Annotated in this window: 17 protein-coding genes and 4 pseudogenes; 13 read left to right on the forward strand and 8 right to left on the reverse strand. The window is 61.2% G+C overall.

What is annotated here, in order from left to right:
* Positions 1-705: 705 nt before the first annotated feature.
* From poxB to K7H91_RS23935, 7 genes are all read left to right on the forward strand, one after another.
* Positions 706-2,424 carry a ubiquinone-dependent pyruvate dehydrogenase gene (poxB, locus tag K7H91_RS23905; protein ID WP_230722692.1) on the forward strand — a complete coding sequence of 573 codons (1,719 nt, stop codon included), beginning with the start codon at positions 706-708 and terminating at the stop codon, positions 2,422-2,424.
* 465 nt (positions 2,425-2,889) lie between these two features.
* The gene (locus tag K7H91_RS23910) at positions 2,890-3,789 is read left to right on the forward strand and encodes a hypothetical protein (RefSeq protein ID WP_230722693.1); all 900 of its coding nucleotides are present in this window, start codon (positions 2,890-2,892) and stop codon (positions 3,787-3,789) included.
* 142 nt (positions 3,790-3,931) lie between these two features.
* Positions 3,932-5,149 (forward strand): MFS transporter, encoded by a 1,218-nt coding sequence (locus K7H91_RS23915; protein WP_230722694.1) that lies wholly within the window; start codon positions 3,932-3,934, stop codon positions 5,147-5,149.
* 2 nt (positions 5,150-5,151) lie between these two features.
* Positions 5,152-5,970 carry a glucose-1-phosphate cytidylyltransferase gene (rfbF, locus tag K7H91_RS23920; protein ID WP_230722695.1) on the forward strand — a complete coding sequence of 273 codons (819 nt, stop codon included), beginning with the start codon at positions 5,152-5,154 and terminating at the stop codon, positions 5,968-5,970.
* Complete coding sequence (gene rfbG / locus K7H91_RS23925; RefSeq protein ID WP_230722696.1) at positions 5,963-7,036, forward strand: CDP-glucose 4,6-dehydratase; 1,074 nt, start codon at positions 5,963-5,965, stop codon at positions 7,034-7,036. Before rfbF ends, rfbG begins: the two co-directional genes overlap by 8 nt.
* Complete coding sequence (locus tag K7H91_RS23930; RefSeq protein WP_230722697.1) at positions 7,033-7,476, forward strand: WxcM-like domain-containing protein; 444 nt, start codon at positions 7,033-7,035, stop codon at positions 7,474-7,476. The genes rfbG and K7H91_RS23930 overlap by 4 nt, the downstream gene beginning before the upstream one ends.
* Positions 7,473-8,423: an NAD-dependent epimerase/dehydratase family protein gene (locus K7H91_RS23935; protein ID WP_230722698.1), complete on the forward strand. Its 951-nt coding sequence runs from the start codon at positions 7,473-7,475 to the stop codon at positions 8,421-8,423. Before K7H91_RS23930 ends, K7H91_RS23935 begins: the two co-directional genes overlap by 4 nt.
* Positions 8,424-8,622: 199 nt before the next feature.
* Here K7H91_RS23935 and K7H91_RS23940 read toward each other — a convergent pair whose 3' ends face one another.
* Positions 8,623-9,123, reverse strand: a complete 501-nt coding sequence (locus K7H91_RS23940) for a GFA family protein (RefSeq protein WP_330166041.1) — start codon at positions 9,121-9,123, stop codon at positions 8,623-8,625.
* 529 nt (positions 9,124-9,652) lie between these two features.
* Between K7H91_RS23940 and K7H91_RS23945 the strand changes: the two genes are divergently transcribed.
* From K7H91_RS23945 to K7H91_RS25930, 3 genes and pseudogenes are all read left to right on the forward strand, one after another.
* Complete coding sequence (locus K7H91_RS23945; RefSeq protein WP_230722700.1) at positions 9,653-14,026, forward strand: autotransporter domain-containing protein; 4,374 nt, start codon at positions 9,653-9,655, stop codon at positions 14,024-14,026.
* Between the two features lie 25 nt (positions 14,027-14,051).
* Positions 14,052-15,347, forward strand: coding sequence for a serine hydrolase domain-containing protein (locus K7H91_RS23950; protein ID WP_230722701.1), 1,296 nt, complete (start codon positions 14,052-14,054; stop codon positions 15,345-15,347).
* A 230-nt stretch (positions 15,348-15,577) separates the two neighbouring features.
* A pseudogene (locus K7H91_RS25930) lies at positions 15,578-15,690 on the forward strand (integrase); the annotation flags it as partial.
* Positions 15,691-15,829: 139 nt separating this feature from the next.
* On the opposite strand, the gene K7H91_RS23955 reads toward K7H91_RS25930, so the two are convergent.
* From K7H91_RS23955 to K7H91_RS23970, 4 genes are read right to left on the reverse strand one after another with little or no spacing between them, the layout of a single operon-like run.
* A complete protein-coding gene (locus K7H91_RS23955; protein ID WP_330166042.1) occupies positions 15,830-17,104 on the reverse strand; it encodes a TRAP transporter large permease in 1,275 nt (424 codons plus the stop codon).
* Entirely contained in the window at positions 17,101-17,577 is a 477-nt protein-coding gene (locus tag K7H91_RS23960) for a TRAP transporter small permease (protein ID WP_230722702.1), read from the reverse strand. Before K7H91_RS23960 ends, K7H91_RS23955 begins: the two co-directional genes overlap by 4 nt.
* A 58-nt stretch (positions 17,578-17,635) precedes the next feature.
* Positions 17,636-18,595 carry a sialic acid TRAP transporter substrate-binding protein SiaP gene (locus K7H91_RS23965; protein WP_230722703.1) on the reverse strand — a complete coding sequence of 320 codons (960 nt, stop codon included), beginning with the start codon at positions 18,593-18,595 and terminating at the stop codon, positions 17,636-17,638.
* A 21-nt stretch (positions 18,596-18,616) separates the two neighbouring features.
* A complete protein-coding gene (locus K7H91_RS23970) occupies positions 18,617-19,369 on the reverse strand; it encodes an FCD domain-containing protein (protein ID WP_230722704.1) in 753 nt (250 codons plus the stop codon).
* Between the two features lie 170 nt (positions 19,370-19,539).
* Between K7H91_RS23970 and K7H91_RS23975 the strand changes: the two genes are divergently transcribed.
* Together K7H91_RS23975 and K7H91_RS23980 are read left to right on the forward strand one after the other, a co-directional pair.
* Positions 19,540-20,448: a dihydrodipicolinate synthase family protein gene (locus tag K7H91_RS23975; RefSeq protein WP_230722705.1), complete on the forward strand. Its 909-nt coding sequence runs from the start codon at positions 19,540-19,542 to the stop codon at positions 20,446-20,448.
* Complete coding sequence (locus K7H91_RS23980; protein WP_230722706.1) at positions 20,436-21,362, forward strand: dihydrodipicolinate synthase family protein; 927 nt, start codon at positions 20,436-20,438, stop codon at positions 21,360-21,362. The genes K7H91_RS23975 and K7H91_RS23980 overlap by 13 nt, the downstream gene beginning before the upstream one ends.
* 429 nt (positions 21,363-21,791) lie before the next feature.
* Here the strand turns inward: K7H91_RS23980 and K7H91_RS25935 are convergent.
* Both K7H91_RS25935 and K7H91_RS23985 read right to left on the reverse strand, forming a co-directional pair.
* Positions 21,792-21,922: pseudogene (locus K7H91_RS25935) on the reverse strand (IS91 family transposase); the annotation flags it as partial.
* 63 nt (positions 21,923-21,985) lie between these two features.
* Positions 21,986-22,360 (reverse strand): annotated as a pseudogene (locus K7H91_RS23985) (IS6 family transposase); the annotation flags it as partial.
* Between the two features lie 63 nt (positions 22,361-22,423).
* Here K7H91_RS23985 and K7H91_RS23990 point away from each other — a divergent pair.
* A pseudogene (locus K7H91_RS23990) lies at positions 22,424-22,552 on the forward strand (IS3 family transposase); the annotation flags it as partial.
* A 244-nt stretch (positions 22,553-22,796) separates the two neighbouring features.
* Here K7H91_RS23990 and K7H91_RS23995 read toward each other — a convergent pair.
* A complete protein-coding gene (locus tag K7H91_RS23995; RefSeq protein ID WP_230722707.1) occupies positions 22,797-23,699 on the reverse strand; it encodes a dihydrodipicolinate synthase family protein in 903 nt (300 codons plus the stop codon).
* Positions 23,700-23,805: the final 106 nt, after the last annotated feature.

Consider the following 23,805-nt stretch of genomic DNA (forward strand, 5'->3'; position numbering starts at 1 on the left):
GCGCGAAGCGCTGTACGCGAGACGTAGTTTTCCGGACCGCTTTTGGTAACCGGCCACGCTTCACTGCGTGAACCCAACTTTCCGCTTTGGCATCCTGGCTCACAATGACCAGAATGAAGTCGGAAACAGCCATGGAGACCTGCCCGCGCTTAGTGGCGGCAATTTCATCAGGCCGGGGCGACGTTGCCGTTCGGCTACTAGCAGTTTATTCAATTGAATATCATTTCGACGGGTCGAAGGTTCGTATCCCTTCAAGACCTAATGCTGACCGTGAACACGGGCCGTGTCGCGCCCATACCCGGCCGAAGGGTCGGACGGCAGCTTTGCGCCCCCATTTCGGTCGTTCGCGGCAAACAGTGTCCTTCCCGAAAGCTGTCGTTTGTCCGGATTACACCAAGGTCCTGAGAGGTGAGCTGCATCCTGATAAAGGATTCCCGCTCTTCGGTAAGCTTACGCCCGAGTGGCCTGCCCGCATGGTGAGTCTGGGGCGCGCATCTTCTTTCTTTTGCCGTGCACAACAGGCGACGGTGATGCTGAATTGACTCTGGCTCATCATATTCGGGCGCAACGCCGCGATTTTAATCCATTTTGAAGTGATGAAGCCCAACACCTTGACCCCGAACCGCCGAAGCGTAGCTTAACATAAGGGCCACACAGACCGCCAAACGAGGGCGCCCCTGATCCGCTTTTGAAAGGACGTTGCAGATGACCTCTCTTGCCAAACTTCTTGTCGAAACACTCGCCGCCGCCGGGGTTACGAGGATCTGGGGCGTGACGGGTGACAGCCTCAATGCCGTCGACGGCGCCCTGCGTGAGAACGGCAAGATCGCATTCATGCATGTCCGTAACGAAGAGGCCGGCGCATTTGCCAGCGGCGCAGAGGCGGCGGTCACGGGCAAGCTAGCGGTCTGCGCGGGCAGTTGCGGACCGGGCAACCTGCATCTGATCAACGGGCTCTACGACTGCTACCGCAACCGGGTCCCTGTGCTCGCCATCGCGTCGCATATCCCCTCGACCGAGATCGGACTGGGCTTCTTCCAGGAAACCCATCCCACGAAACTGTTTGAAGAATGCAGCGACTTTTGTGAGCTCGTCACCACGCCCAAGCAGATGCCTGGCGTTCTGCACAGGGCCCTGCGCACGGCCATCGGGCAAAATACCGTTTCGGTTATCGTGATCCCCGGAGACGTGTCGCTTCAGGAGTTCGACGGCAACACACCGGTCTTTGTGCCGCCCTCACCGGTGCGCCGCGTGCCGGTCGATGCCGATATCGCGGCCGCGGCGGACCTTTTGAACGGGTCGCGCAACGTCACGATCCTGGCCGGGGCCGGCACCGCGGGTGCGCATGACGAGGTCGTGGCGCTGGCCGACGCGTTGAAAGCGCCGATCGTCCACGCCTTCCGCGGCAAGGAAGTCATGGAATGGGACAACCCTTTCGACGTGGGCATGACCGGACTGATCGGTTTTTCGTCGGGGTACCAGGCGATGAAAGACTGCGACACGCTACTGATGCTCGGTACCGACTTTCCCTATCGGAACTTCTATCCCGAAGGCGCCAAGGTCATCCAGGTCGACCGCGAGCCTGGCGCGCTCGGCAAGCGTGTGGCCCTGACGATGGGAATCGAGGCCGACGTGGTCGAGTTTGCCCGGATGGTCACGCCGAAGATCAACGACGGCCGGCCGCACGAGTTCCTCGAAAAGGCGCGCAAGCATTATGCCAACGCACGCCGTGACCTTGACGATCTGGCGACCCCGACCAAGCCGGGCAAACCCATGCACCCGCAATATGTCTATTCCGTCGTCAACGAGGTGGCCGCAGAGGATGCGATCTTTACCGTTGACGTGGGCACTCCCGCAATCTGGTCTGCGCGCTATCTCAAGACCAATGGCAAGCGCAGGCTTATCGGCTCTTTCAATCACGGCTCCATGGCCAACGCGATGCCGCAGGCGCTTGGGGCGCAGGCGGCGTTTCCGGATCGGCAGGTCTTGTCGATGTCGGGCGACGGCGGGGTGGCTATGCTGTTCGGCGAATTGCTGACGGCCGTGCAACTGAACCTGCCTGTCAAGATAGTGGTGCTGAACAACGGCACACTCGGCTTCGTGGAGCTGGAACAGAAGGCCGCCGGCTACCTGCCCGAGAATGTCGGCTTGCAGAATCCCGATTTCGCAAAGGTCGCTGAGGCCATCGGCCTGAAGGGCATCCGGGTCGAGGCGGCCAGCGATCTCAGAGGCGCGCTTCAGGACGTCTTCGCCTACGACGGCCCGGCCTTGATCGACGTTGTGTCGAACCGACAGGAGCTGGCCATGCCGCCGACCATCAAGGCCAAGGAGGGCATCGGGTTCAGCCTCTACGGAATGCGCGCGATCCTCAACGGACGCGGGAACGAGATCGTGGAACTGGCCACCAGCAACCTCTTCAGATGAGCGCTGCGGACTCGGTCGGTTTCTCGCATCTCATTGGGCATTGAAACAATCAGACGGAAAGACCAAGAGGCACGCCATCCGGCTTGCGGAGCGAGCGGGGCACCGCATCGGCCGTTGGCAGACGATGGCGGCTGGCGCCTCCGCAAACAAGAGGCCTCCGGTGGGCCTCTGCGGGCATGATGATCTTGAGAGTATCAAGCATCGTCATGTCGGAGACTGATTAAAAAGACGTAATTACTCGGCTTGTTTTATCTGTCTTGAAAAGGTAGTAAGATTAGGTGCTTGTTTTTGGGGTTCTATTCACGGTTGAGACATGCGGTGCGCTCGCGCACGGGGACAATGTCAGGTTTTCAACTGGGTGTCGCCCGATAAGATCAAGACCTGAACGGCACCGGGGGGGCTCCAAAAATGATTATCGTCAGCGCGTCTTCTGCAGAATTCTTCCATTTCCTGCAGGGAATGGTGTTGTCTATTCGCGAGAAGCCGGAGGGGGCGGCGATCGCGCTCGGCTGCTTCGACCTGGGCCTTTCCGAACAGCAGAAGAGCTGGCTTGCCGAGCGGGCCGTCGAGATCGTTGTTCCGGACTGGCCCTTCGGGTTGAGCGACGCGGCCGGGGTGCCGCTGCCGTTCAAGGCGATCCTCTGCCGTCCACTCCTGCCCCGGTATTTCCCGGGACACGACATCTATATGCACATGGACGCTGATGCCTGGGTACAGGACTGGGAGGCGATCGAGTTCTACAGGGCGGGCGCCGAGCGGGGGCTTCTGGCGATCACGCCGGAAATCGACCGATCCTTCATCTCCAACTACGGCACCGCGGACTCCTACCGGGCCTTCATCGTGAAGGTCTTCACGGATCTGTGCGGCGCGGAAGTCGCCCAGAAATACCGGAATTACCCGATCCTCAACACCGGCGTCTTCGCGATGCCGGCCGGGTCCCCGATGTGGGGCCGCTGGGCGAGGCGGATCGAGGAGAACCTCCACAACGGTCGCAATTTCCATATCGAGCAGGCCTCGCTCAACTTCGAGGTTTTCGAGCATCTCGATGACGATCTGGCCCAGGGGCTGGAGTTTCTCCCGTCCCGCTGCAACTGGGTCTGCCATCAGGCGCTGCCCAAGTTCGATGTCGACCGCGAGCTTCTGGTCGAACCGTTCCTGCCCCATACGCCGCTCGGCGTGATCCATCGGGCCAGCGACGACTTCAAGCAGAAGAAGACCGGGCAGATCGCGCTGACTGCGGGCGGAACCCGGGAGATGAACCTGAAGTACCGCGAAGGACGCTACGGCCTCGGGTCGTCCGAAGAGCCGGAGCATCTCGAACGCTGGCAGGACGCGGGCTTCGAGTGGACCGAGAAGGCCACCTAGCGCCCATTCGCTGCGGAGGACGGCGCATGCGTCGTACCCATTCCATTGACCCGTTGAGGCTGGAGCCGGCCCTTTCCGACCGAGCTTTCCCGGCCGGTATGGTCCCGGGCACCGTCGAGCCAGGCTCGCGAAAGGCATTTTTATGATTGAGACGGCCGCGCGCGCCTTCCCCTTAAACCAGCTTCTGCCCCTGTGCCTCCTCGTGTTCGTGGATGCGATGGGCTTCGCGATGATCGTTCCGATCCTCGCCTCCAATCCGCTGTCGGAGAACCCGCTGCTGCAGTCGGTCCTCTACGGGCTCGCTGTCGGAATCTATCCGCTGGCTACTTTTTTCGCCGCGCCCCTGCTCGGCATCCTGTCGGACCGCAAGGGGCGTCTGCCGATCATGCTCCTGTGCGGGGCGGGGCTGATTGCCAGCTACGCCGCGATCGCGGTCGGCTTCGAGGTCGGATCGCCAACGCTGGTGATCCTCGGGCGTCTCGTCGGCGGCCTGACGGCCGCGACCCAGGCTCTGGCACTGGCCGCCCTGTCCGATCTCGGCGATCGCGGGAGCAAGGACGCGCGGATCAATCTCGGACTGCTCTCCTCGTCTCTTGGCTTCGTCCTGGGTCCGGTTCTTTCCGGCGTCCTGGCCCAGATCGGCGAGTCGGCCCGGTTCGACCGGATTGCGCCGCTCGTGGCCCTCATGGCGATCGCGGCGGCAACCATGGCATGGCTCGCGGCGAGCTACCGCGACCGGGGCGCGCCGGAGCGGGTGGAGGACAATCCCCTGGATTTTCTCGGAAGCGTCCGCGAGCTCCGCCTCGCCGTGGCGTCTCCGGTGCTGCGGCGCCTGTCGACGGTCTTTTTGCTCCAGCAACTGGCCTGGGGCGGCTTCTTCTTCTTCGTAGCGACCTTCCTGATCGACCGCTTTGCGATGAGCAATTACGGGGTCAGCTATTTCATGGGCGTGCTCGGCATCGGGTTCTGCCTGAGCTTCGCGGTGGTGACTCCGCTTCTGCGCAAGCTCTTTCCCGCATATCCCGTTGCGCTCGGCTCGATGATGGTCACCACCGTCTGCATCACAGCCGCCGCCGTCGGCTCGACCGTGGCGTGGGAGTGGCTGCTCGCCATTCCGATCTCGACCGGAGTCGCTGTCGCCTATGGCGCCGTCATCTCGCTGCTCACCGACCAGGCTGACGGCAATGAAGGCGGAATTCTCGGCGTGACCGCGTCGATCAACGCGCTCGCCTTCGGCCTCACCTCGCTCGCCGGCGGTGTCATTGCCGGCGGGGACGCGGTCGGGCCAATCGTCTTCGCGGCCGTGCTGATGGCGGCGTCAACCCTTCTTCTAACAGGACTGCGCACACAAAGGGACTGAACATGAAAACAGTACTTCTCGCCGGAGGCTTCGGAACGCGTCTTTCCGAGTACACCGAGGATATTCCGAAGCCGATGGTGCCGGTCGGCGGGCTGCCGATGCTGTGGCATATAATGAGTATCTACTCCCACTTCGGGCACGACGAGTTCCTTCTAGCGCTCGGATACAAGGCGGACTACGTCAAATCCTTTTTCGTCAACTACGAGACCCTGCATTCTGACTTCATCCTCGACATGGCGACCGGCAAGTCCCGCGCCGTTGAGCGTCCCGACGTCAACTGGAAGCTCGGCCTGATCGACACCGGTCTCAACACGATGACCGGCGGGCGCATCAAGCGGCTGTCGAGCTGGCTGATGGACGAGACTTTCATGGCCACCTACGGCGACGGCGTGTCGGACGTCGATATCGACGCCCTCCTGGAGTTTCACAAGAGCCACGGCAAGCTGGTGACCATGACGCTGGCACGGCCCGCCGCGCGCTTCGGCATCGTGGAGTTCGAGGAGAACGGTCTGGTCCGATCGTTCCAGGAAAAGCCGCTCGAAAGCGCCGCCTACGTGAACGCCGGCTTCTTCGTGATGGAGCCTGGCTTCCTGGAGTTCATCGACGGTGACGATGCCATCCTGGAGCGGGATCCTCTGGAGCGCGCGGTCGCCGAGGGCGAGGTCATGGCCTACGTGCACAACGGCTTCTGGCGGCCGATGGACACCAAGCGCGACGTCGACGACCTCAACAGGATGTGGGACACGGACGAGGCGCCCTGGAAGCTCTGGTCACTGGAAAGCAGCAGCGCACGCAAGTCGCGGGGGCACTTCGATGTTTGACGACATCTATCGCGGCAAGCGGGTTCTGGTGACCGGTCACACCGGTTTCAAGGGCTCCTGGCTCTCCGCATGGCTCCTGAAGCTGGGTGCTGAGGTTTCCGGGTTCGCCCTACCTCCCGCCTATGACAACAGCCATTTCGAGCTGCTCAGGCTGAAGGATCGCATGCGCCACATCGAGGGCGATCTGCGCGATGCCGACGCCATCGGCCGGGCGATCGACGAGGTCCGTCCCGAGATCGTCTTCCATCTGGCCGCCCAGGCGCTGGTGCGTCCGGCCTATGCTGATCCCAAGGGCACCTTCGATACCAATGTCGGCGGCGCGGTGAACCTGCTGGAGGCGATCCGCAAGAGCGACAGCGTGCGCACGCTGGTCTTCATCACCTCCGACAAGTGCTATCGCAACGTCGATTGGGAATGGGGCTACCGGGAGACCGACACGCTGGGCGGCCGTGATCCCTACAGCGCCTCGAAGGGCTGCGCGGAAATCGTCTTCGACGCCTACTGGAACTCGTTCCTGAAGGGGCGGCTGAGGGCTGCGACCACACGCGCAGGCAACGTAATCGGCGGCGGCGACTGGGCGAAGGACCGGCTGATCCCGGACTGCATTCGTTTCCTGCGGGCGGGCGAGACCATCGTCATCCGCAGTCCCGACGCGACGCGTCCGTGGCAGCACGTGCTCGAACCCCTAGGCGGCTATCTGCTTCTCGGCAGCAAGCTGGAGGGCGAGGACGGCGACGACTTCTGCAAGAGCTGGAACCTCGGCCCGGGCCACGGCGCGAACCGCATGGTGGAAGAGGTGGTCCGCAAGGTCATCGACATCTGGGGATCAGGCGAACTCTCCATTCAGCGCGACCCGAATGCGCCTCACGAGGACCACTGGCTGCAACTCAACACGGACAGGGCGAGCCACTATCTGAAATGGGAGCCGGTCTGGGGCTACGAGGAGTCCGTGGCTGAAACCGTCGGCTGGTACCGGGCATGGAACGACGGCGCCGATGTTCCCGACTTCACCGGCGGGCAGATCGCGGCCTATGAACGGATGTGGAAGGAGTTCGGGCGCCCATGAGTGTAGAGCCGAGAGACGGGACGGGGTGGTCGTTGCGGCCGCTCTGTCAGTTCCCGGACGAGCGGGGCGCCGTGATGCACATGCTGCGCGCGACCGATCCCCATTTCGAGGCCTTCGGGGAAATCTACTTCTCGACCATCCGAGAGGGCGTCGTGAAGGCGTGGCACATGCACCGCTCCAAGACGGTCAATCTCGCAGTCCCGATCGGCGAGGTGGCGGTGGTGCTCTGGAAGCAGGACGCGGAGCCCAAGGAGTTTATGCTCGGACGGGAGGCCTACGGTCTGCTGACGATCCGGCCGGGCGTTTGGTACGGCTTCAGGGGGATCGGCGCGGGTGAATCCCTGATAGCGAACTGCGCCACGGAACCGTTCGATCCGGCGGAAGGCGACGACCTGCCGCCGGACACCGACCACATCCCCTATCGATGGGAGGCCGCATGAAGGTTCTTGTCACCGGCGTCACGAGCTTCGTCGGCTACCATCTGGCAGCCGGCTTCCGTGCGGCCCGCCACGACGTGGTGGGTACCGTCAGCCGTCCGGGGATTCTGGAAGGGATCCGGGGCGAGCGGATCCGGCGCCTTGCGGAGGCCGGGGTGTCGCTGGAGCCGCTCGACCTCACCCGACCGGAGGAAATCGCGGACCGGGCGGGCACGGTCCGGCCGGATCTCTGGGTCCAGCATGCCGGATACACGAAGAACTATGCCGGCGCCGACTACGACCTGGGCACGGGACACGCAGTCAACGTCGCGCCACTTGGCCCGATCTACGCTGCCATGGCGGAGATCGGCGGCGCGGTTATCGTGACCGGCACCGTCTCCGAATATACCGATGCTGACGCACCGCATACGGAGGACGAGGCCTGCCTTCCGTCCACGCCCTACGGTTTGTCGAAGCTAACCGAAACCCTTTTCGCCCGGCAGCTTGCACTGCGCACCGGCGTGCCCACCCGGGTGGCGCGGCTGTTTCTGCCGTTCGGTCCGCTGGAGGCGCCGGAAAAGCTGCTGCCGTCGGTGGCCGCGGCCCTTCGGCAGGGGCGGGAGATCGCGCTTACTCCCTGTCTGCAGCGGCGTGACATCCTGCCGGTCGCGGATGTGGTCGCGCTCTATCTCGCCCTTGCCGACGACCTGGCGCGAGCGCCGTTCGATCTCTTCAACGCCTGCTCGGGCGAGGCGCCATCCCTCCGGGACGTGGTGCTTGCCATCGCCGACACGCTCGGTGCCAATCCGGCGCTCTGCCGTTTCGGGGAGCGGCCGATGCGGCCCGGCGAGCCGGATCTCATTGTCGGATCGACGGAGAAGGCGCGACGCCTGCTCGACTGGGCGCCCGCCCCGTGGCGCGAGGCGGTCGCGACCTGGGTCCGGACCGAAGGCGCGGCCCGCTCGGCTTGACCGCGCTGGTCCGGGCAGGCTCGGTCAGGCCTCAAGGCTGAATGCAGGACGGGTGCGCGGCGTGATCTGGCGGATCGCCATCGGATGCATCGCCGAGTTGAAACAGGTCTCCTGCCGGAAATGAGCATCTCGAGCGGGATTGGAGCACGTGCAGAACGGAGGCACCGGGTTTGCCGGAGACCGTTTTGCGGTACTGAACCTAGCCTGGTAGACCGTTGAATTTCTGGATGTCGTCCAAACGCGCGTCCCACTCCGCTCGGCTTGCAAAGCAGATATGAGCACTCGGCCGGATCTCAATCGCGCTATCAAGGCTCCCGGCTGGAACGACGACCAAGGCCCCTTCCAACTGAACGCTTGGAAGTGCTGATCCGCATTTGTTGCAGAAGCTCTTTTCGTGTCGCGTGCCCGGCATCTTGTAGATTTGAATCGCATCAAGACCGGAAATCCAGGTCAATGTCGCTTTCGACGAAAACAGATTGGCCGAATGGGCCGACCCTGTGTCCTTTCGACAGCGCTTGCAGTGACACAGAAAGAAATTCTCAAGCTCTCCTGAGATTTCAAACCTAACGTCACCACACAAACAGGAGCCGACTGTGATTGAGGTCATAGTGAAACACCCATGTTCAAACTCATTCTTTTGAAGCGCAGCAGCAGTAACCTGCCGAATTGATATAGCCCGACCCATTTGTCCCCGATGCATGCGATATCTCGCAATCCTCAACGCAGCGATAAAGCTGTGGCGTCAAATGACCGATACGAAACCGTCTATGGCCTCCGAACCTTCGCGTCAAAACCCCTGATCAGGGGATTCCCATCATTGGGTTGCTGAACAATAAGCGCCGACGGAGCTCTGTTTCGTAAGCAGGTCGGCACGGTTTCCCGATCGTCAAAGCCGCTTCGAGAGCATGGTTCCACCAGATAATTTCAGGGGAGCGACCATGCGGCAAGGCCAACCGACGACGACAACAGTTCGCACATCCATGCGCTCCCACAGTCGCCCCAAGGGAGTGGCCAAACGTGCGTTCCAAGCTGCTCCCAAATTGGCTTTGTTGGCTTCGACCGCTTTTGTCGTTCTCTCGGTGCCAGCGCTTGCCGGCGTTTTCATCGACACTGATGTTACCGTCGATGGCATCGACGGCGGGCCATACGGCAAAGCACTTTCAGACCCCAGGTTTGTTTCGGTAGGGGTGAAAGACCCCGCCTCGCTGACGATTTCAAGAGGGGGCACTGTGACCGCTCCCATCGCCAATATCGGCACCAATGAATACGGCACGGCAACGATCACCGGCGTCGGATCGCGTTGGTATGGTTTCGATATTATGCGGGTCGGCTGGGCCGGCAACGGCGTGGTAACCATCGCGGATCGCGGCTCGATGACCGGAAAGGACATGGTTCTCGGCGTAGATAGTCTCGTGCAAGGGGCCGTGAATCTGTCTGGCGCTGGTTCAAAAATCGAACTCACTGGCAAATTGTCCCTAGGCATCGAAGGCACCGGTACCCTGAACCTGTCAGCCGGTGGAGCGATTGTAGCGGCCTCCAGTGTCATTGGCGAAGAAACTGGAAGTTCGGGCACGGCCATTGTTTCCGGCGCGGGGACGACGTGGACAAGCACCGGAGGCGTGCTGGTCGTCGGCGATCGTGGAGCCGGTATCCTGGCGGTCGCTGACAGCGCAAACGTCATCGCCAATGATCGCGTTGAGATCGCCAGGGAAAGCGGCTCCACCGGCACGCTCAACATCGGGGCGGCGGCCGGTGAGACGGCAGGCGTCGCCGGCACGCTGCAAACCGGTGCGATCGTCTTCGGCGCGGGTGAGGGCAGCATCGTCTTCAACCACACCGACAACGCTTATGCCTTTGCGCCCGATATTAGCGGCGCGGGGGGCGTCGAAGTCTATTCCGGCACGACCATCCTGACAGGCACCAACACCTATACCGGCGGCACTCGGATCGAGGGCGGCACCCTGCGGGCGGGCGCACCCCTCGGTTTTGCGGACAATACGGCCTACACGGTCAATGGCGGCATGCTCGATCTCAACGGCCATGATCTCACCATGTCCACGCTTTCGGGAACCGGCGGCACGATCGGTCTGGGAACAGGCAAGCTTACGATCAGCCAGGATACCGATACGACGTTCGCCGGCAGCTTCACCGGCTCCGGCACGCTGACGCTCGACAGGAACGGCCGCCTCGAACTGAGAGGGACGACCAGCGCCTATAGCGGCGATGTGCGCATTGCCTCCGGCACGCTCGCCATCAACAACGCATTTTCGAGCGGATCCGGGTTCATTGGAACCGTCGCAGGTGAGGATGGCCGCGTTGATGTCACTGGCTCTGCAGCCTTGTGGACACTGGACGGCGACCTGAACGTCGGGCGCACTGGTTCCGGCGCGCTCGTGATCAGCGGCGGCGGCGGTGTCAACGCGTCGGGCAAGATTGCTGTCGGCAGCGCATCGCTTTCCTTGCCCACGGGCAGCATCACGGTTACCGGAGAAGGATCGCGTCTTTCCACCGGGACCGGCGGATCACTAGTGATCGGGTCGATTGTCGGCAGCACGCTCGCGGTCGAGAATGGCGGCGCTGTTACCAGCGGAACAGCCACGCTCGGACAATCCGCTTGGACGAGAGGTGCGGCGACGGTCAGCGGGACCGGTTCGCTCTGGACCACCGGTTCGATGAAAGTCGGAAGTACTGGCGCCATCGGGGTTTTGAGGGTTGCCGATGGCGGCACGGTTCGCGCCACGGACGCGTTCACCATCGGGTCACAGGGAACGTTGAACATCGGTGCGGCGGCAGGTGATACGGCTGTCGCGGCTGGCAATGTCGACACATTGCTGATCGATTTCGGCACGGGCAGCGGCAAGATCGTCTTCAACCACACCGATACGGATTACACATTTTCCCCCGATCTCAAGGGTACGGGCGGCATCGAAGCCCATTCCGGCACGACCACTCTGTTCGGCAACAACATCTATACCGGCGAAACCACGGTCGAGGGCGGCATTCTGCGGGCCGGCTCGCTGCTCGCCTTTGCACAAGGCGGGGCCTACACGGTCAATGGCGGTGTGCTCGATCTCAACGACAATGATCTCATGATGTCGAGGCTTTCTGGAACCGGCGGCACAGTCGACCTGGGAACAGCCAAGCTGTCGGTCAGCCAGAATGCCGATACGGTGTTTGCCGGCAGCTTCACCGGCTCCGGCACGCTGGCGATCTATGGACCCGCACGCCTTCGGCTGACAGGGGCAACCAGCGCCTACAGCGGCGAGGTGCGCGTTGGCTCCGGCACGCTCGAGATCAACAACGCATTTGCAAGCGGTTCCGGCTTCATCGGAACCGTCGCCGGCGAGGATGGCCGCGTCGAAGTCACCGGCCCGACCGCTTTGTGGACGCTGAACGGCGATCTGAATGTCGGGCGCACCGGCTCCGGCTCGCTTGTGATCAGCGACGGCGGCGGCGTAAACGCCTCGGGCAAGATTGCTGTCGGCAGCGCATCGCTGTCATTGCCCACTGGCGAGGTCCTGGTGACTGGAAGCGGATCGCGACTCTCCACCGGAGCTGGCGGGTCGCTGGCCATCGGGTCGATTGCCGGCAGCACGCTTGCGGTTGAGGATGGCGGCTCTGTAACCAGTGGAACGGCCACGCTCGGACAGTCCGCATGGACGAGCGGCACGGCAACGGTCACCGGCGCCGGATCGCTCTGGACCACCGGTTCGATGAAAGTCGGCCGCGTCGGGGCCTCCGGTGTGCTGACGGTTGCCGATGGCGGCACGGTTCGCGCCAAGGACGCCTTCTCGATCGGGACACAGGGAAGGCTGAACATTGGTGCCGCGGCAGGCGAGACGGCTGTCTCCGCGGGCGCAGTCGATACGTCACTGATCGACTTCGGCACGCGCAGCGGCAAAATCGTCTTCAACCATACCAACCCGGATTACGTCTTCGCGCCTGCTATTACCGGCGCGGGCAGTGTCGAGGTCTATTCCGGCACGACCATACTGACGGGCAAAAGCAGCTATACCGGCGGCACGGATTTGTTCGGCGGCAAGCTGGTGGTCAATGGCGTTACCGGCGCGGTCAATGTCGCCTCCGCCGCCATGCTTGCCGGCTCCGGTACGGTCGGGGATACGGTGGTTTCCGGCGTGGTCGCGCCGGGCAATTCCATCGGGACAATGAATGTCGCCGGCGATCTTGGCCTTGGCGCCGGCGCGGTCTACCAGGTCGAGGTCAATGACGCGGGCACGGAAGCCGGCATCAACAACGACCTGCTCAAGGTCGCGGGCGTGGCAACGATAGACAGGGGCGCCGATCTCGTCGTCCTGGCGGATCGGTCCGGCGATACCGGCTCCGGCTATGATCCAATGAATGTCTATACCGTGGTGACGGCCGAAGGCGGTGTCACGGGTGGTTTCGGCAGCGTGACCGACAATTTTGCCTTTCTCGACTCCTATCTCGGCTATGATGCCACGAGCGTCTATCTGACGCTTCAGCAAAATGATGTCGATTTTGTCGATGAGGCAATAACGCCAAATCAGAAAGCAACGGCAGCAGGCCTGGACAGCCTCTCGCCCGACACCGCGCTTTATCGGGCGATCCTCGGGCTCTACGAGAATGAGGCACCTCAAATATTCGATGCGCTGTCCGGCGAAATCCATGCCTCTGCCAATACCGTTTTGCGCGACGAGCCAAGACAGGTCGAAAGGGCAATTCTCTCCCGGATCGATGCCGCCTTTGCCACGAACGGCGCTGAGGGCGCTGCGCCAAACGGCGAAGCGCTGGCAGCCGATCAGGTATCGGTCTGGTTCGATGCTCTGGGCGGGCTCGGGCGCTATCAGGGCGATGGCAATGCCCATACCGTCGATACGTCGGGCGGCGGAGCCCTGTTCGGCGGCGATGCCCGTGTCGGTCAGGACTGGCTGTTCGGCCTTGCCGCAGGCTACATGAATGCCTCGATCGACGAGAAGGGGTTCACGGCCTCAGCCGATACCGACAGCTACTATGTCGGCGGGTATGGAAGCACACAGACCGGTCCGTTCAGTTTCAGCTTCGGCGGCTCCTACGGCCACCATGCAATCACCACCGAGCGGACCGTCTCCTTTGTCGGGCTGAGCGAACAGCTGAACGCCGACTATGATGCCCAAACGCTGCAGGCCTTTGCCGAAACCGGCTGGCGGTTCGGAGACGAGGCCGGATATCTGCAGCCTTTCGCGGCGGCATCCTATGTCAACCTGAAGACCGATGGATTTTCCGAAACAGGCGGTATGGCGGCGCTCCACGCGGCATCGCAAACCCAGGATCTGTGGACCACGACGCTCGGCCTTCGCGCCAGCCGCGACATCATGCTCGGCGAAACGGCGGCGCGCCTTTCCGGACACGCCGGCTGGCAGCATGCCTATGGCGATCTCAACGGGACCTCGGTGATGGCGTTCGATGGTGGCAGCGATTTCGGGATCTCAGGTATTCCGACGGCCCGGGACGCGGCTTTGCTCGGGGTCGGCCTGTCTTTCGACCTCAGCAACGAAGCAAGCCTCTCCTTAGGCTATGACGGGCAACTTGCCGAAGGGGTGCAAGATCACAATTTCAGCATGCGCTTCGACCTTCGCTTCTAGATCGGCAAAGCAGCATGGGCCGGGCATGCACAATCGCTCGCAACATCATCAAAGAGGTTTTGAATTGCCAGTATTCGTCTCATGCGATCTTCTGAAACGAAGAAGTCTTCCGCTCCTGACACTGCTTCTGCTGACCTCAGGCTGTATCGAAACCGCCGTCGCGGCCGAAGCGTGCGTGCAGGACGTGCACCGCGTCCTGTCGATGCCGGCTGCACAGGCGGCAAGCTCGAAGCGTCTTTCTGAAGCGCTTGCGTCAAGGCTCGACGCCGCCGTGACAAAGGCGCTGCACCAGACTGCAGCGCCCGGCGCGATCGTAGGCGTGCGCACGCCCGAGGGTTCATGGGTAGAGGGTGTTGGCATCGCCGATCCCGGCACAGGCGCGCAGATGGTGCCGGGCATGCACACCCGCATCGGTTCGGTCACAAAGACCTTCACGGGAACCGTTATTCTGCAACTGGCTGAAGACGGCCTTCTTTCGCTGGACGACACGATTGGCGCCTATGTCTCGGGCATTCCGAACGGCGATGAAACCACGCTGCGACAGCTGGCAAACATGACGAGCGGTGTTGCCAGCTACACCGCCTCGGAGCGGTTTGTGAACTTGTACCTTGAAGACCCGAACATGTTTTTCTCACCGGAGGATCTGGTAGCCTACGCTGTCGAGAAGTCTCCGCTGTTCGAACCCGGTTCTGAATATGACTACTCCAACACCAATACGATCCTGCTTGGAATGGTGATAGAGAAGGTCACCGGTCAGCCGGTCGAGACAGCCCTGAGAACAATGATCTTCGAACCGCTCGGTCTGGAAAACACGGTCTGGCCAGGCAGGCAGACCGCAATCCCCGCACCATACGCGCGCGGTATCTCGCTGCAAGGTTATGACGCGACCCCCGAAGCCCCGTTGGACGCCACCAACTGGAACCCGGCATCGCTTTGGACCGCTGGTGAAATCATTTCAGATGTCGATGACCTGCTCACCTATGGCAGGGCCCTGGCAACCGGTCACGGCCTTCTTGACAAAAAGTCGCAGGAACAGCGGCTGCGCTCTTTCCAGGGGCCCGCAGACTATGGCTTGGCGCTGCGTTGCACCGACGGCTGGGTCGGACATACCGGTGAACTGCCGGGATACACCACCGTCGTCTATTACAATACACAAACCGACACGACCGTGGCCATACAAACCAACAGCGACATTCCTTCGGGCGATTGCGGCGAGGCCGAGGTTCTGCCCTCCAATACGCACGGCATTGCGTGCTCCCTGCCTGCCATGCGCATTTTCAATGCCGTAGCGCCTCTTCTTGGCGGTAAGGCAGCCCCGTGAGGCGATTGCAATCCCATCAGCGAGCACTTCAGCGAACGTGATCTGATTGTCGTGCTACGGGCTTGGCATCCAATATTCCGACGCTCGCCTTTGCCGTGCTTTCCACCAGCACTGGCATCGCGCTCTCGCGCCCGACCTTCATGGCGGCCCTATCCGTGTGGGAAGACAGTTGATTTCACTTCAAGCGTGACGGCCCGCCCGCTGGTCCGCTTTTTCTCCGCGTGGCGCCAAACTTTCGAGCGATTCAGATCCTCCTTGGCCACACCGAGCTCGAGAACACAGTCAGGTATTCGGCGTCGATAGTGAGGATGCACTGGAACTGGCCGAGCGGACTGAAACATGAAATGGAGCGGCGTTGAGCATTGTGGGGCCGCGCCGGGATGCGGATCTGCCAGATGCAGACCCGGCATCATTTAAGCGCGTTGACCTGGCAACGTGTGCGTCTTCCAATCGCGTCTCATCGGCACTGCGCGACCCGAATATCAGCGCATCAGGCTCGGAAGGCCTGTCGACAAGATCGGGAATGCCGTCACAAGGATTAGCACCACGACCGGCGGGATGAGCCAGGGTAGGATTGCGCGGGCCAGCCGCTGGAACGGTATTTTGCCGACCTGGGCGACGATGAATAGCGCCATGCCCATGGGCGGGGTCAAGATCGATATCATGAGATTGAGGACAATGATGATGCCAAAATGTACCGGGTCGATGCCGTAGCCAAGCGCGATCGGCACTAGGATCGGCACGACGATCAAAAGGATCACCAGGCTCTCGATGAAAGCGCCGAGAACGAAAATCATGAGGTTGACCGCGATCAGAAAACTGATCGGATCATTGGTAAGCTTCAGAAACAAGTTCGTAATCTGCTGCGGCGCCTGTTCCCGGGCCAGGACGAAACCGAGCAGGCTGACACCGGCGATGATCGTGGCGATCGAGGCCGAGGTTGCCATGGTTTCATAGAGCGCGTTCCATAGGCGCTTGAAAGTCAGCTCGCGATAAAACAGCAGATCGATGAGAATGGCGTAGATGACGGTGACCGCCGCCGCCTCCGTCGGTGAAAAGTAGCCCGAGAAGATGCCGCCGATGATCACCAAAGGCGTCAGCAGCGCTGGCAGAGAGCCGAAGAACAACGAGACGATCTCGGACGGGCCGCGCCGAGTTTCGACCGGATAGTTCCGTTTCCGCGCAATGAAATAGACCATCACCATCAGCGAGAAGGCGCACAAAAGGCCGGGAACGACGCCGCCCAGGAAGAGCGCGCCGATCGAGGTGTTTGCGGCAACACCATAGAGCACCATGGTGATCGAAGGCGGCACCAGCGGACCAATCATCGATGAAGCGGCCGTGACGGCGCCGGCGAAATCGTCGTCATAGCCTGCGTCGCGCATCGCCTCGATTTCCATCTTTCCAAGCCCGCCCGCATCGGCCATGGCCGACCCGGACATTCCTGAAAAGAACAGCGATGCCAAAACGTTGACGTGGCCGAGCCCGCCGGTGATGTGGCCGACCAGCGCCCGCGCAAAACCAAATAGCTTTGACGATATCCCCGCCGAATTGAGTATCGCGGCGGCGAGCAGAAAAAGCGGAACCGCAAGTAGCGGAAAGCTGTTCAGCCCGTCCACCATGCGCAATACGGCAAAGCTCAATCCCATGCCGGACACGTAGAAATAGCCCATCGAGACCAGGATCATGGCGACCCCGATCGGCACGCCGACGAGGACGAAAAGAAGCCAGGCGCCACCAACCATCGCGAGGATCATGATGCCAGCCCTTCTTCGTCTCGACGGAAAAGCCCGATCAGGCGGAAGGTCACGCGCCAGGCGACGAGGACAAGACCGATGAGGGCGGCGAGATACAATGCACCGTCGGGCAATGGCAGCGTCACGCTCTCGTTGCGCCAGGTTCTAAGAACCGTGAAATAGCCGATCCGGACGAGGTTCAGCACGACGCCGAGATAGGCTAGATCGATGAGCGTGAACAGGATCTTGCGCCCGCGCGTACCGAGCATCGAGCCGAACAGGTCCATGCGGAGCTGGCTATTGGTGCGCTCTGCCTCGGCGATGCCGATAAAGGCCATCCAGACCCAAAGCCACCGTGCCAGTTCCTCGGTCCAGATAGGCCCGGTGAATAATGGCGTTCGCCCAAGGATCTGTATCAAAAGCACGACGATAAGACCGCAAAAGATCAAGGTCGCGGCGATGCCTTCCGGGCTGTAGATGCTCCGCGGCTTCATGTTTGCTCCTCCGCACTGGAATAACGGCGCGGCCGGCTCGCGCCGACCGCGCCAGATCCTATTCGCCACGCACTTCTGCGATAGCCCCCTTGCCGAACTCAACTTCGAGTTCATCATAATAGGGCTGCATGGCGGCACGGAACGGAGTCAGGTCGGGCTCGGTGATGGTCAGTCCGAGATCCTTGAACTTGGACATAAGACTTGCCTCGGAGGAAAAGGTCAGTTCGTCGTTGACCTCGCCGCCGGCCTTGGCAGCCTCGACGACCCAGCCCTGTTCCTGCTCGTTGAGGCTGTCCCATGTGTCGAGGGACACCTGAATCGCCTGGGATGCAATAAAGTGGTTGGTAATCGCGATGGCGCTCTGCACCTCGTAGAACTTCATCGCCTCGATCGTGGGCAGCGGGTTCTCTTCGGCATCGACCTGATTGGTCTGCAGGGCGAGATAGACCTCCGCGAAGGCCACCGGCGCCGGTGTTGCGCCGACAGCCTTGGCATAGGCGATGAGGAACGGCACGTTCGGTGTGCGCATCCTCAGGCCCTTGAGGTCATCCATGGCGTTGATTGGCCGGTTGGCGGTTGTCTGACGCGTGCCGTAGTACCAAAGATCGACGACTTTTACGCCTTCGTCCTCGAACTTGGCTTCCATCTTCTGACCCCAAGGGCCATTGACGATCCTTTCGAGTTCCGGGAAATCGCTCACGACATATGGCGCGCCGATAAGCTTGAGTTCAGGAATAACATAGGACATGTCCGGATAGCCGGTTGTGGCCAGGTCGAGTTCGCCGGCCTGAAGCATGGCGACCATCGCCTTGAAGTCACCAAGCTGGGACGCCGGAAACAGCTTCACGGTCAATTCACCACCCGAAACCTCTGCCAGTTTTTCCTGGAACGCCACCATGCCCTTGTACAGGTTGGAGTTCTCGTTGTCTTGGGATCCCATCGACAGTTCGCGCGCTTCGGCGGTGCCCGCCATCACGGCCATGACCGCGGCAGCGGCGAGCAATCTATTGAATTTCATGTCTTCCTCCTTTTGGTATTTTTATGACTCGGTTCGTTCGGTCGATCCTTCGCCGGCGGCTAAGCGCCGGGAAAAAAGCCGCGATCGGTAGGAGCGCCGCATGTGGTGCTCCATGATGTCGGTGGCGCGAACGACATCGGCATCGATCATCGCCTGGAAAATCGCCTGGTGTTCCCCGAAGACCAGGCGATCATGAGCTTTCTGATCCGGATCCGGCGGGCGGCGGGCGAGCAGCTCTGAAACGAACAGATCGTGCAGCGTCAGGATGATGGGGTTATCGACCACTGAGACCAGCGCGCGATGGAAGGCGATATCGGTACCAGGAAAGGCTGGCGTACCGATCGCGGCCTCATTGGCCTCAACGGCTGCATGGATCCTTCTGATTTGCGCATTGTCTGCTCTGATAGTTGCCTCGCGAACGGCGCCGATCTCGATAAAACCGCGGGTCTGTTCGAGATGGGCGATACTTTCGGCGTCACCAAGGATTTCGCGAATAACGCCACCAGCACCACGCAGGACATCGCTGAGCGAGGGGGAAGCAGCGCGCGGTCGGCGCCCACCGCCACCGCTGAGATAGCCGCGCAGCTGCATCATGGCCAAAGCCTCGCGCACTGTCGGGCGCGAGGCATCGAAACGGACGCAGAGGTCACGCTCCGTGGGAAGCGGATCACCGACGGCGATCTCACCACGAATGATCTCGCCGATCAGGGCATCAGCAATCGCCTGCGCTGCCTGGCGCGGAGTTCCATCGTCATCCTGAAGCGCTGAAAACACCAAATTTCCCTCCGCTCCCATATCTCTGTCTAACTGAAAAATCATTTTGGTAAGTCCATTTTTCGATTTAGTATGAAATAAAATATTTATTGTCAAACCAAAATGACTCTGGCACACAGAAGTCATGCTTGGAGCCCGATTTGGTAAGATCGGGCGGATCTCTAGACGTAATGGACCTCGAAATGACGAAAAGACTTGGCGGCATGTATGCTGCTCTTTTGACGGCGATGGACAAGGACGGCGCATTTTCGCCAGAGCGCCAACGCGCACTAAATACCTATGTGCTCTCACAGGGGCTGAACGGCCTCTATGTCGCCGGCAGCAGTGGTGAGTCCGGACTGCTGGAAAGCGCTGCCCTGAGCGACCAACTCGGCATCGTCGCCGAAGATGCCAGAGGCCATGACGCGACCTTGATCGCCCATGTCGGCCTGCCCTCGCTCGCCCATTCGATCGCGCTGGCAAGACGAGCGGAGTCGCTGGGCTATCATGCCCTTTCAGCGCTGCCGCCGCACTCATATCCGTTTTCCGATGACGAGATTTTCGCCTATTATGAGGCGCTGTCTGAGGCGACTGCGCTGCCCCTCATCGTTTACGAAATCCCGGTCCGGACCGGCCGCCCGCTTCCGTTCGATCTCCTTGTTCGCATCCTTGACCTCAGGGGCGTCGCCGGTCTGAAATTCTCCTCGATGGATCTTTTCAAGTTCGCGTCGCTGCGCCGCGCCCGGCCCGAATCTGTCTTTTATTTCGGCTTCGACGAGGTTTATGCAGCAGCGGCCACGCTCGGGTCCGACGGCGGCATCGGCACCACCTACAACCTGCTCGGCCGGCTCTATGTCGAGATCGCGAATGCCATCGAACGTTCCGATATCGCGCGGGCCCGTGAACTCCAGGGAATCTCACAGCAATTCGTTGAGATTCTAGCCGAGGTCGGCGTCATGCCCGGGGTCAAGGCCGCTTTCCGCCTGCACGGAATCGACATCGGCCCGTCGCGTGCGCCCATGGCCTTGCACGGTCGGGATCCGGAAGCACGCATCGCTGCATTCCTGAAGCGGCCGGAGGTGGCCAAATGGCTGGGCTAACCGCATCAGAGCAAATCCGTGGCGTCTGGGCCACCGTCATGCTGGATGTCGGCGCAGACGGAGTGCCCTGCCTCGAATCGATAGAAGCTCAGGTGGAAGCCTTAGCCGCTGCCGGCGTCGACGGCATCTACTGCAATGGCACGACGACGGAATTCCACTGCCAAACCGAGGATCAGTTCGTTTCCGTGGCGAGCGCCACTGCGGTTTCCGCGCGGCGGGTTGGGCTGCCATTTCAAATCGGTGCATCACACCCGATGCCGCAGGGCACCCTTCTGCGTCTTGCAGCCGCGCGCGCTCTCGCGCCGTTGGCCATCCAGGTCACCCTGCCGGACTGGACGCCGATGCGTGAGGAAGAGGTGTTGCGCTTCCTTAAGGGGTGTGCCAGCGCCGCTGAGGACGTTGCGCTGGTGCTCTACAATCCGCCGCACGCCAAAACGGTGCTTTCGCCCGATACGCTCGCCATGCTGACCCTGGAGGTGCCGCAGCTAGCTGGCCTCAAATGCGCTGGCGGCGACGAAAACTGGTATCACGCTATGGCTCCGGTTCTGAAGAGAATTTCGGTGTTCATCCCCGGGCATTTCTATGCCAGCGGCACACAGATGGGCGCGCACGGCTCTTATTCGAACATGGCCTGCCTCAATCCCGCAGCTGCCGTTGCGTGGGCGCGCCAATGCTCCAACGACCCGGAGGGGGCAATGGACCTCGAAAAGCGCATTGCCGCCTTCATGGGTGAGGCCATCAGACCTCTGCTGGCAAGGGGCTATTTCGGCAATGCAGTCGACAAGGCAATGGCCGTCGCCGGCGGCTGGACGCAGATAGGCGCCGCCATGATGTGGCCCTTCGACGGAGTGCCGACCGCAGACATTGCGCGTATTCGTAGCGCAGCCGCAAGATTTCTGCCTGAATTCGTCTAGTCGATTTTAGCTTCGTTCAGGATTTTGCTGTCCGCAACGGACCACTTGACACGTGGCAATGCGACTATGCACCTGCCAAGTGCGAATGTCCGCTTTGTTAATTGCGGGAGTGGAGCCGACCGTCAGCAGTCGTGAAGTGTTTCGGGTGCCGTCAGGCGTACCAAAGTCACCGAGGAAGGAACCGGCGGGCGGCGAAGGCGGACTATGGGGATTTCGAATTTCGGCCCATCCCTGAACTGAGATCGAAGCGCATTTTGCGAGCTGCATCCATTGCGGCCCGGCCGTTTCGGCGTGTTCTTGAGCTGCGGTGTCGGGGAAGCATACGCCGGTGAATGACCTGGTCGGGCTCGGTCATGGTGATGGAAGTGCACGGGAGCGTTGCCTCGGGCGGAATATCCCGGGCCGGCGTTATCGCTATGCCATGCCGGGTCACGACGCATTCTCCCAGTTCGTTGCCGCCGCATTCGGCGGCCGCGTGGCTGGCGCCAGCGCTCGAACACTTCGATGACGATCATGCGCCCGCCGCTGCAGCGGCATGGCGGGCGCATATCTATCGGCTCATCGGCAGCGGGTATTGCCAAGTTGTTTGTCATTGGATGCAAGGCGGCGCGGCCCCTGCTTTTTCAAGCCGCCATTTCTGCCGTGTAGTCCGCCCACAGGCAGAAGGCATCCGCCCTTGCGTGGCGATATGAGAGAGCTGAAAGGTTGTATCGGCGGGGACGAAAGATGGTGTTTATCTGATCGTGGGCTGACAAGAATCGTTGGGCTTGACGTGGCGATTTGAACCGCCCCATGATCTTTTCTCGCTTCCTGGTCTGGCGGTGTGCGTTTTCAATTCTGTTATTTAGGCCCTTGTGGGCTCGATGATCAGCATCCGGGGCCAGATCTTGTATCGGCCTTATGTAGCTGCGCAGCTTGTCCGTCACGACGACACGCGGTTCACCGAATTCCTTGACCAGTCTGGAGAAAAAGCGCTTGGCAGCCTTGGTGTTGCGGCGTGGACCTGTCACGAAATTGTTCCGCTCCTTTGACTTGGTATTTTGCCACAAAGGAGCAACATCATGGCACAAAAACCGACCCCGGAATTCCGCGCTGAGGCCGTGCGGGTCGCTTTGACCAGCGGGTTGCTGCGTAGGCAGGTGGCGGCGGATTTTGACGTCGGCTTCTCGACGCGGAGCCGTTGGATCAACGAGGCGGGCGATAAAACGAAGACGTTCTTCCACGGCGGCGGAATGGAATCTGCTCAAAGATCTTGCGCTAAGGTGGGGGCTGAACCGCGCGCAGCGATGAGGGGAAGTTGTCTTTTCAGCAAGCAAGGAAGGGCAACCTCAGACGGGACGCATTTCAAACGGCGCCCCGCCTGTTTTCGAGCTTGAAACCGGTGTTTTCGGACAGAAAGTCGTCGGAAACACCTATGCCTTCACCTGGAGTGGCCTACGACAAAAGGTGGTGCAGGGCGCGATCGATCCGCGCCTTCTGCTCGTCGCTGACATGTTCCATCGGCGATTTCGGATAATACATGGCAATGCCCTGGCGATGCTGCGCGTATTTGGTGCAGGCCGGCAGATTGTCGTGGGTGAAGGCGTTATAGAGATTGCCAAGCTTGAAGTGCAGGTCCTTGGCCAACTCATAATCCTTAGCTTCCACGGCATCCCACAGCTTTACCACCGCGCCCGGGGCGGCGGCCGTCAGGGCGGTGATGGCGCCATGGACGCCCAGCGAAAAGGCCGGGTACAGCATCGCGTCGATGCCCGTAATGATGATATTGTGCGGATTGAGGCGCATCAGCAGGTCGGAAACCGACTTGAGGTCGCCATTGCTCTGCTTCATACCGACAACGCCGGGCACCTCGTCCATGATGCGTAGCATCAGATCAACGCCGAGATAATTCCACTGGATAACGTTATAGATCAGGATCGGAATGTCCGTACTGTCGGCGATGGCCTTGAAATGATCGACCGTGGCCTGGGCGCCGGGCTTGAACAGGTAATGAACCGGGGTGACCTGCAGGGCATCGACCTTGAGACCATCCAGCAACTTCACGCGGTCTATGGCTTCCTGGGTGCTGTTGACGATGAGACCGGCCAGAAGCCCGCCACGTCCCTTGAGGGCATCGGAAGAAGCACGCATCGACGTCTCGAATTCTTCACGATTGAGCGTGTGCCCCTCCCCGGTGCTGCCGCCGATGACGATGCCATGAGCGCCTGAATCCATGATGAAATCGACCTGCTCTCCAAAGCCGTCGGCATCAAGCCGGCCGTCCGTGCGGAAAGGGCTGGTGATGGGGGGCAGTATGCCGGTTATGGCATGGCGCTGTTCGGCGGATAGTACGGACAAGTCTCATCTCCCTATATCAAAACTATTATCCCGAATAACGGGATAGAAATCCGAATAAAGGTCACTTACCAGCGACCGTCTGCTTCGTCAATTCCTCACTGCGCTG

The sequence above is a fragment of the Martelella mediterranea genome (assembly GCF_021021415.1).
Taxonomy (GTDB): Bacteria; Pseudomonadota; Alphaproteobacteria; order Rhizobiales; family Rhizobiaceae; genus Martelella; species Martelella mediterranea_C.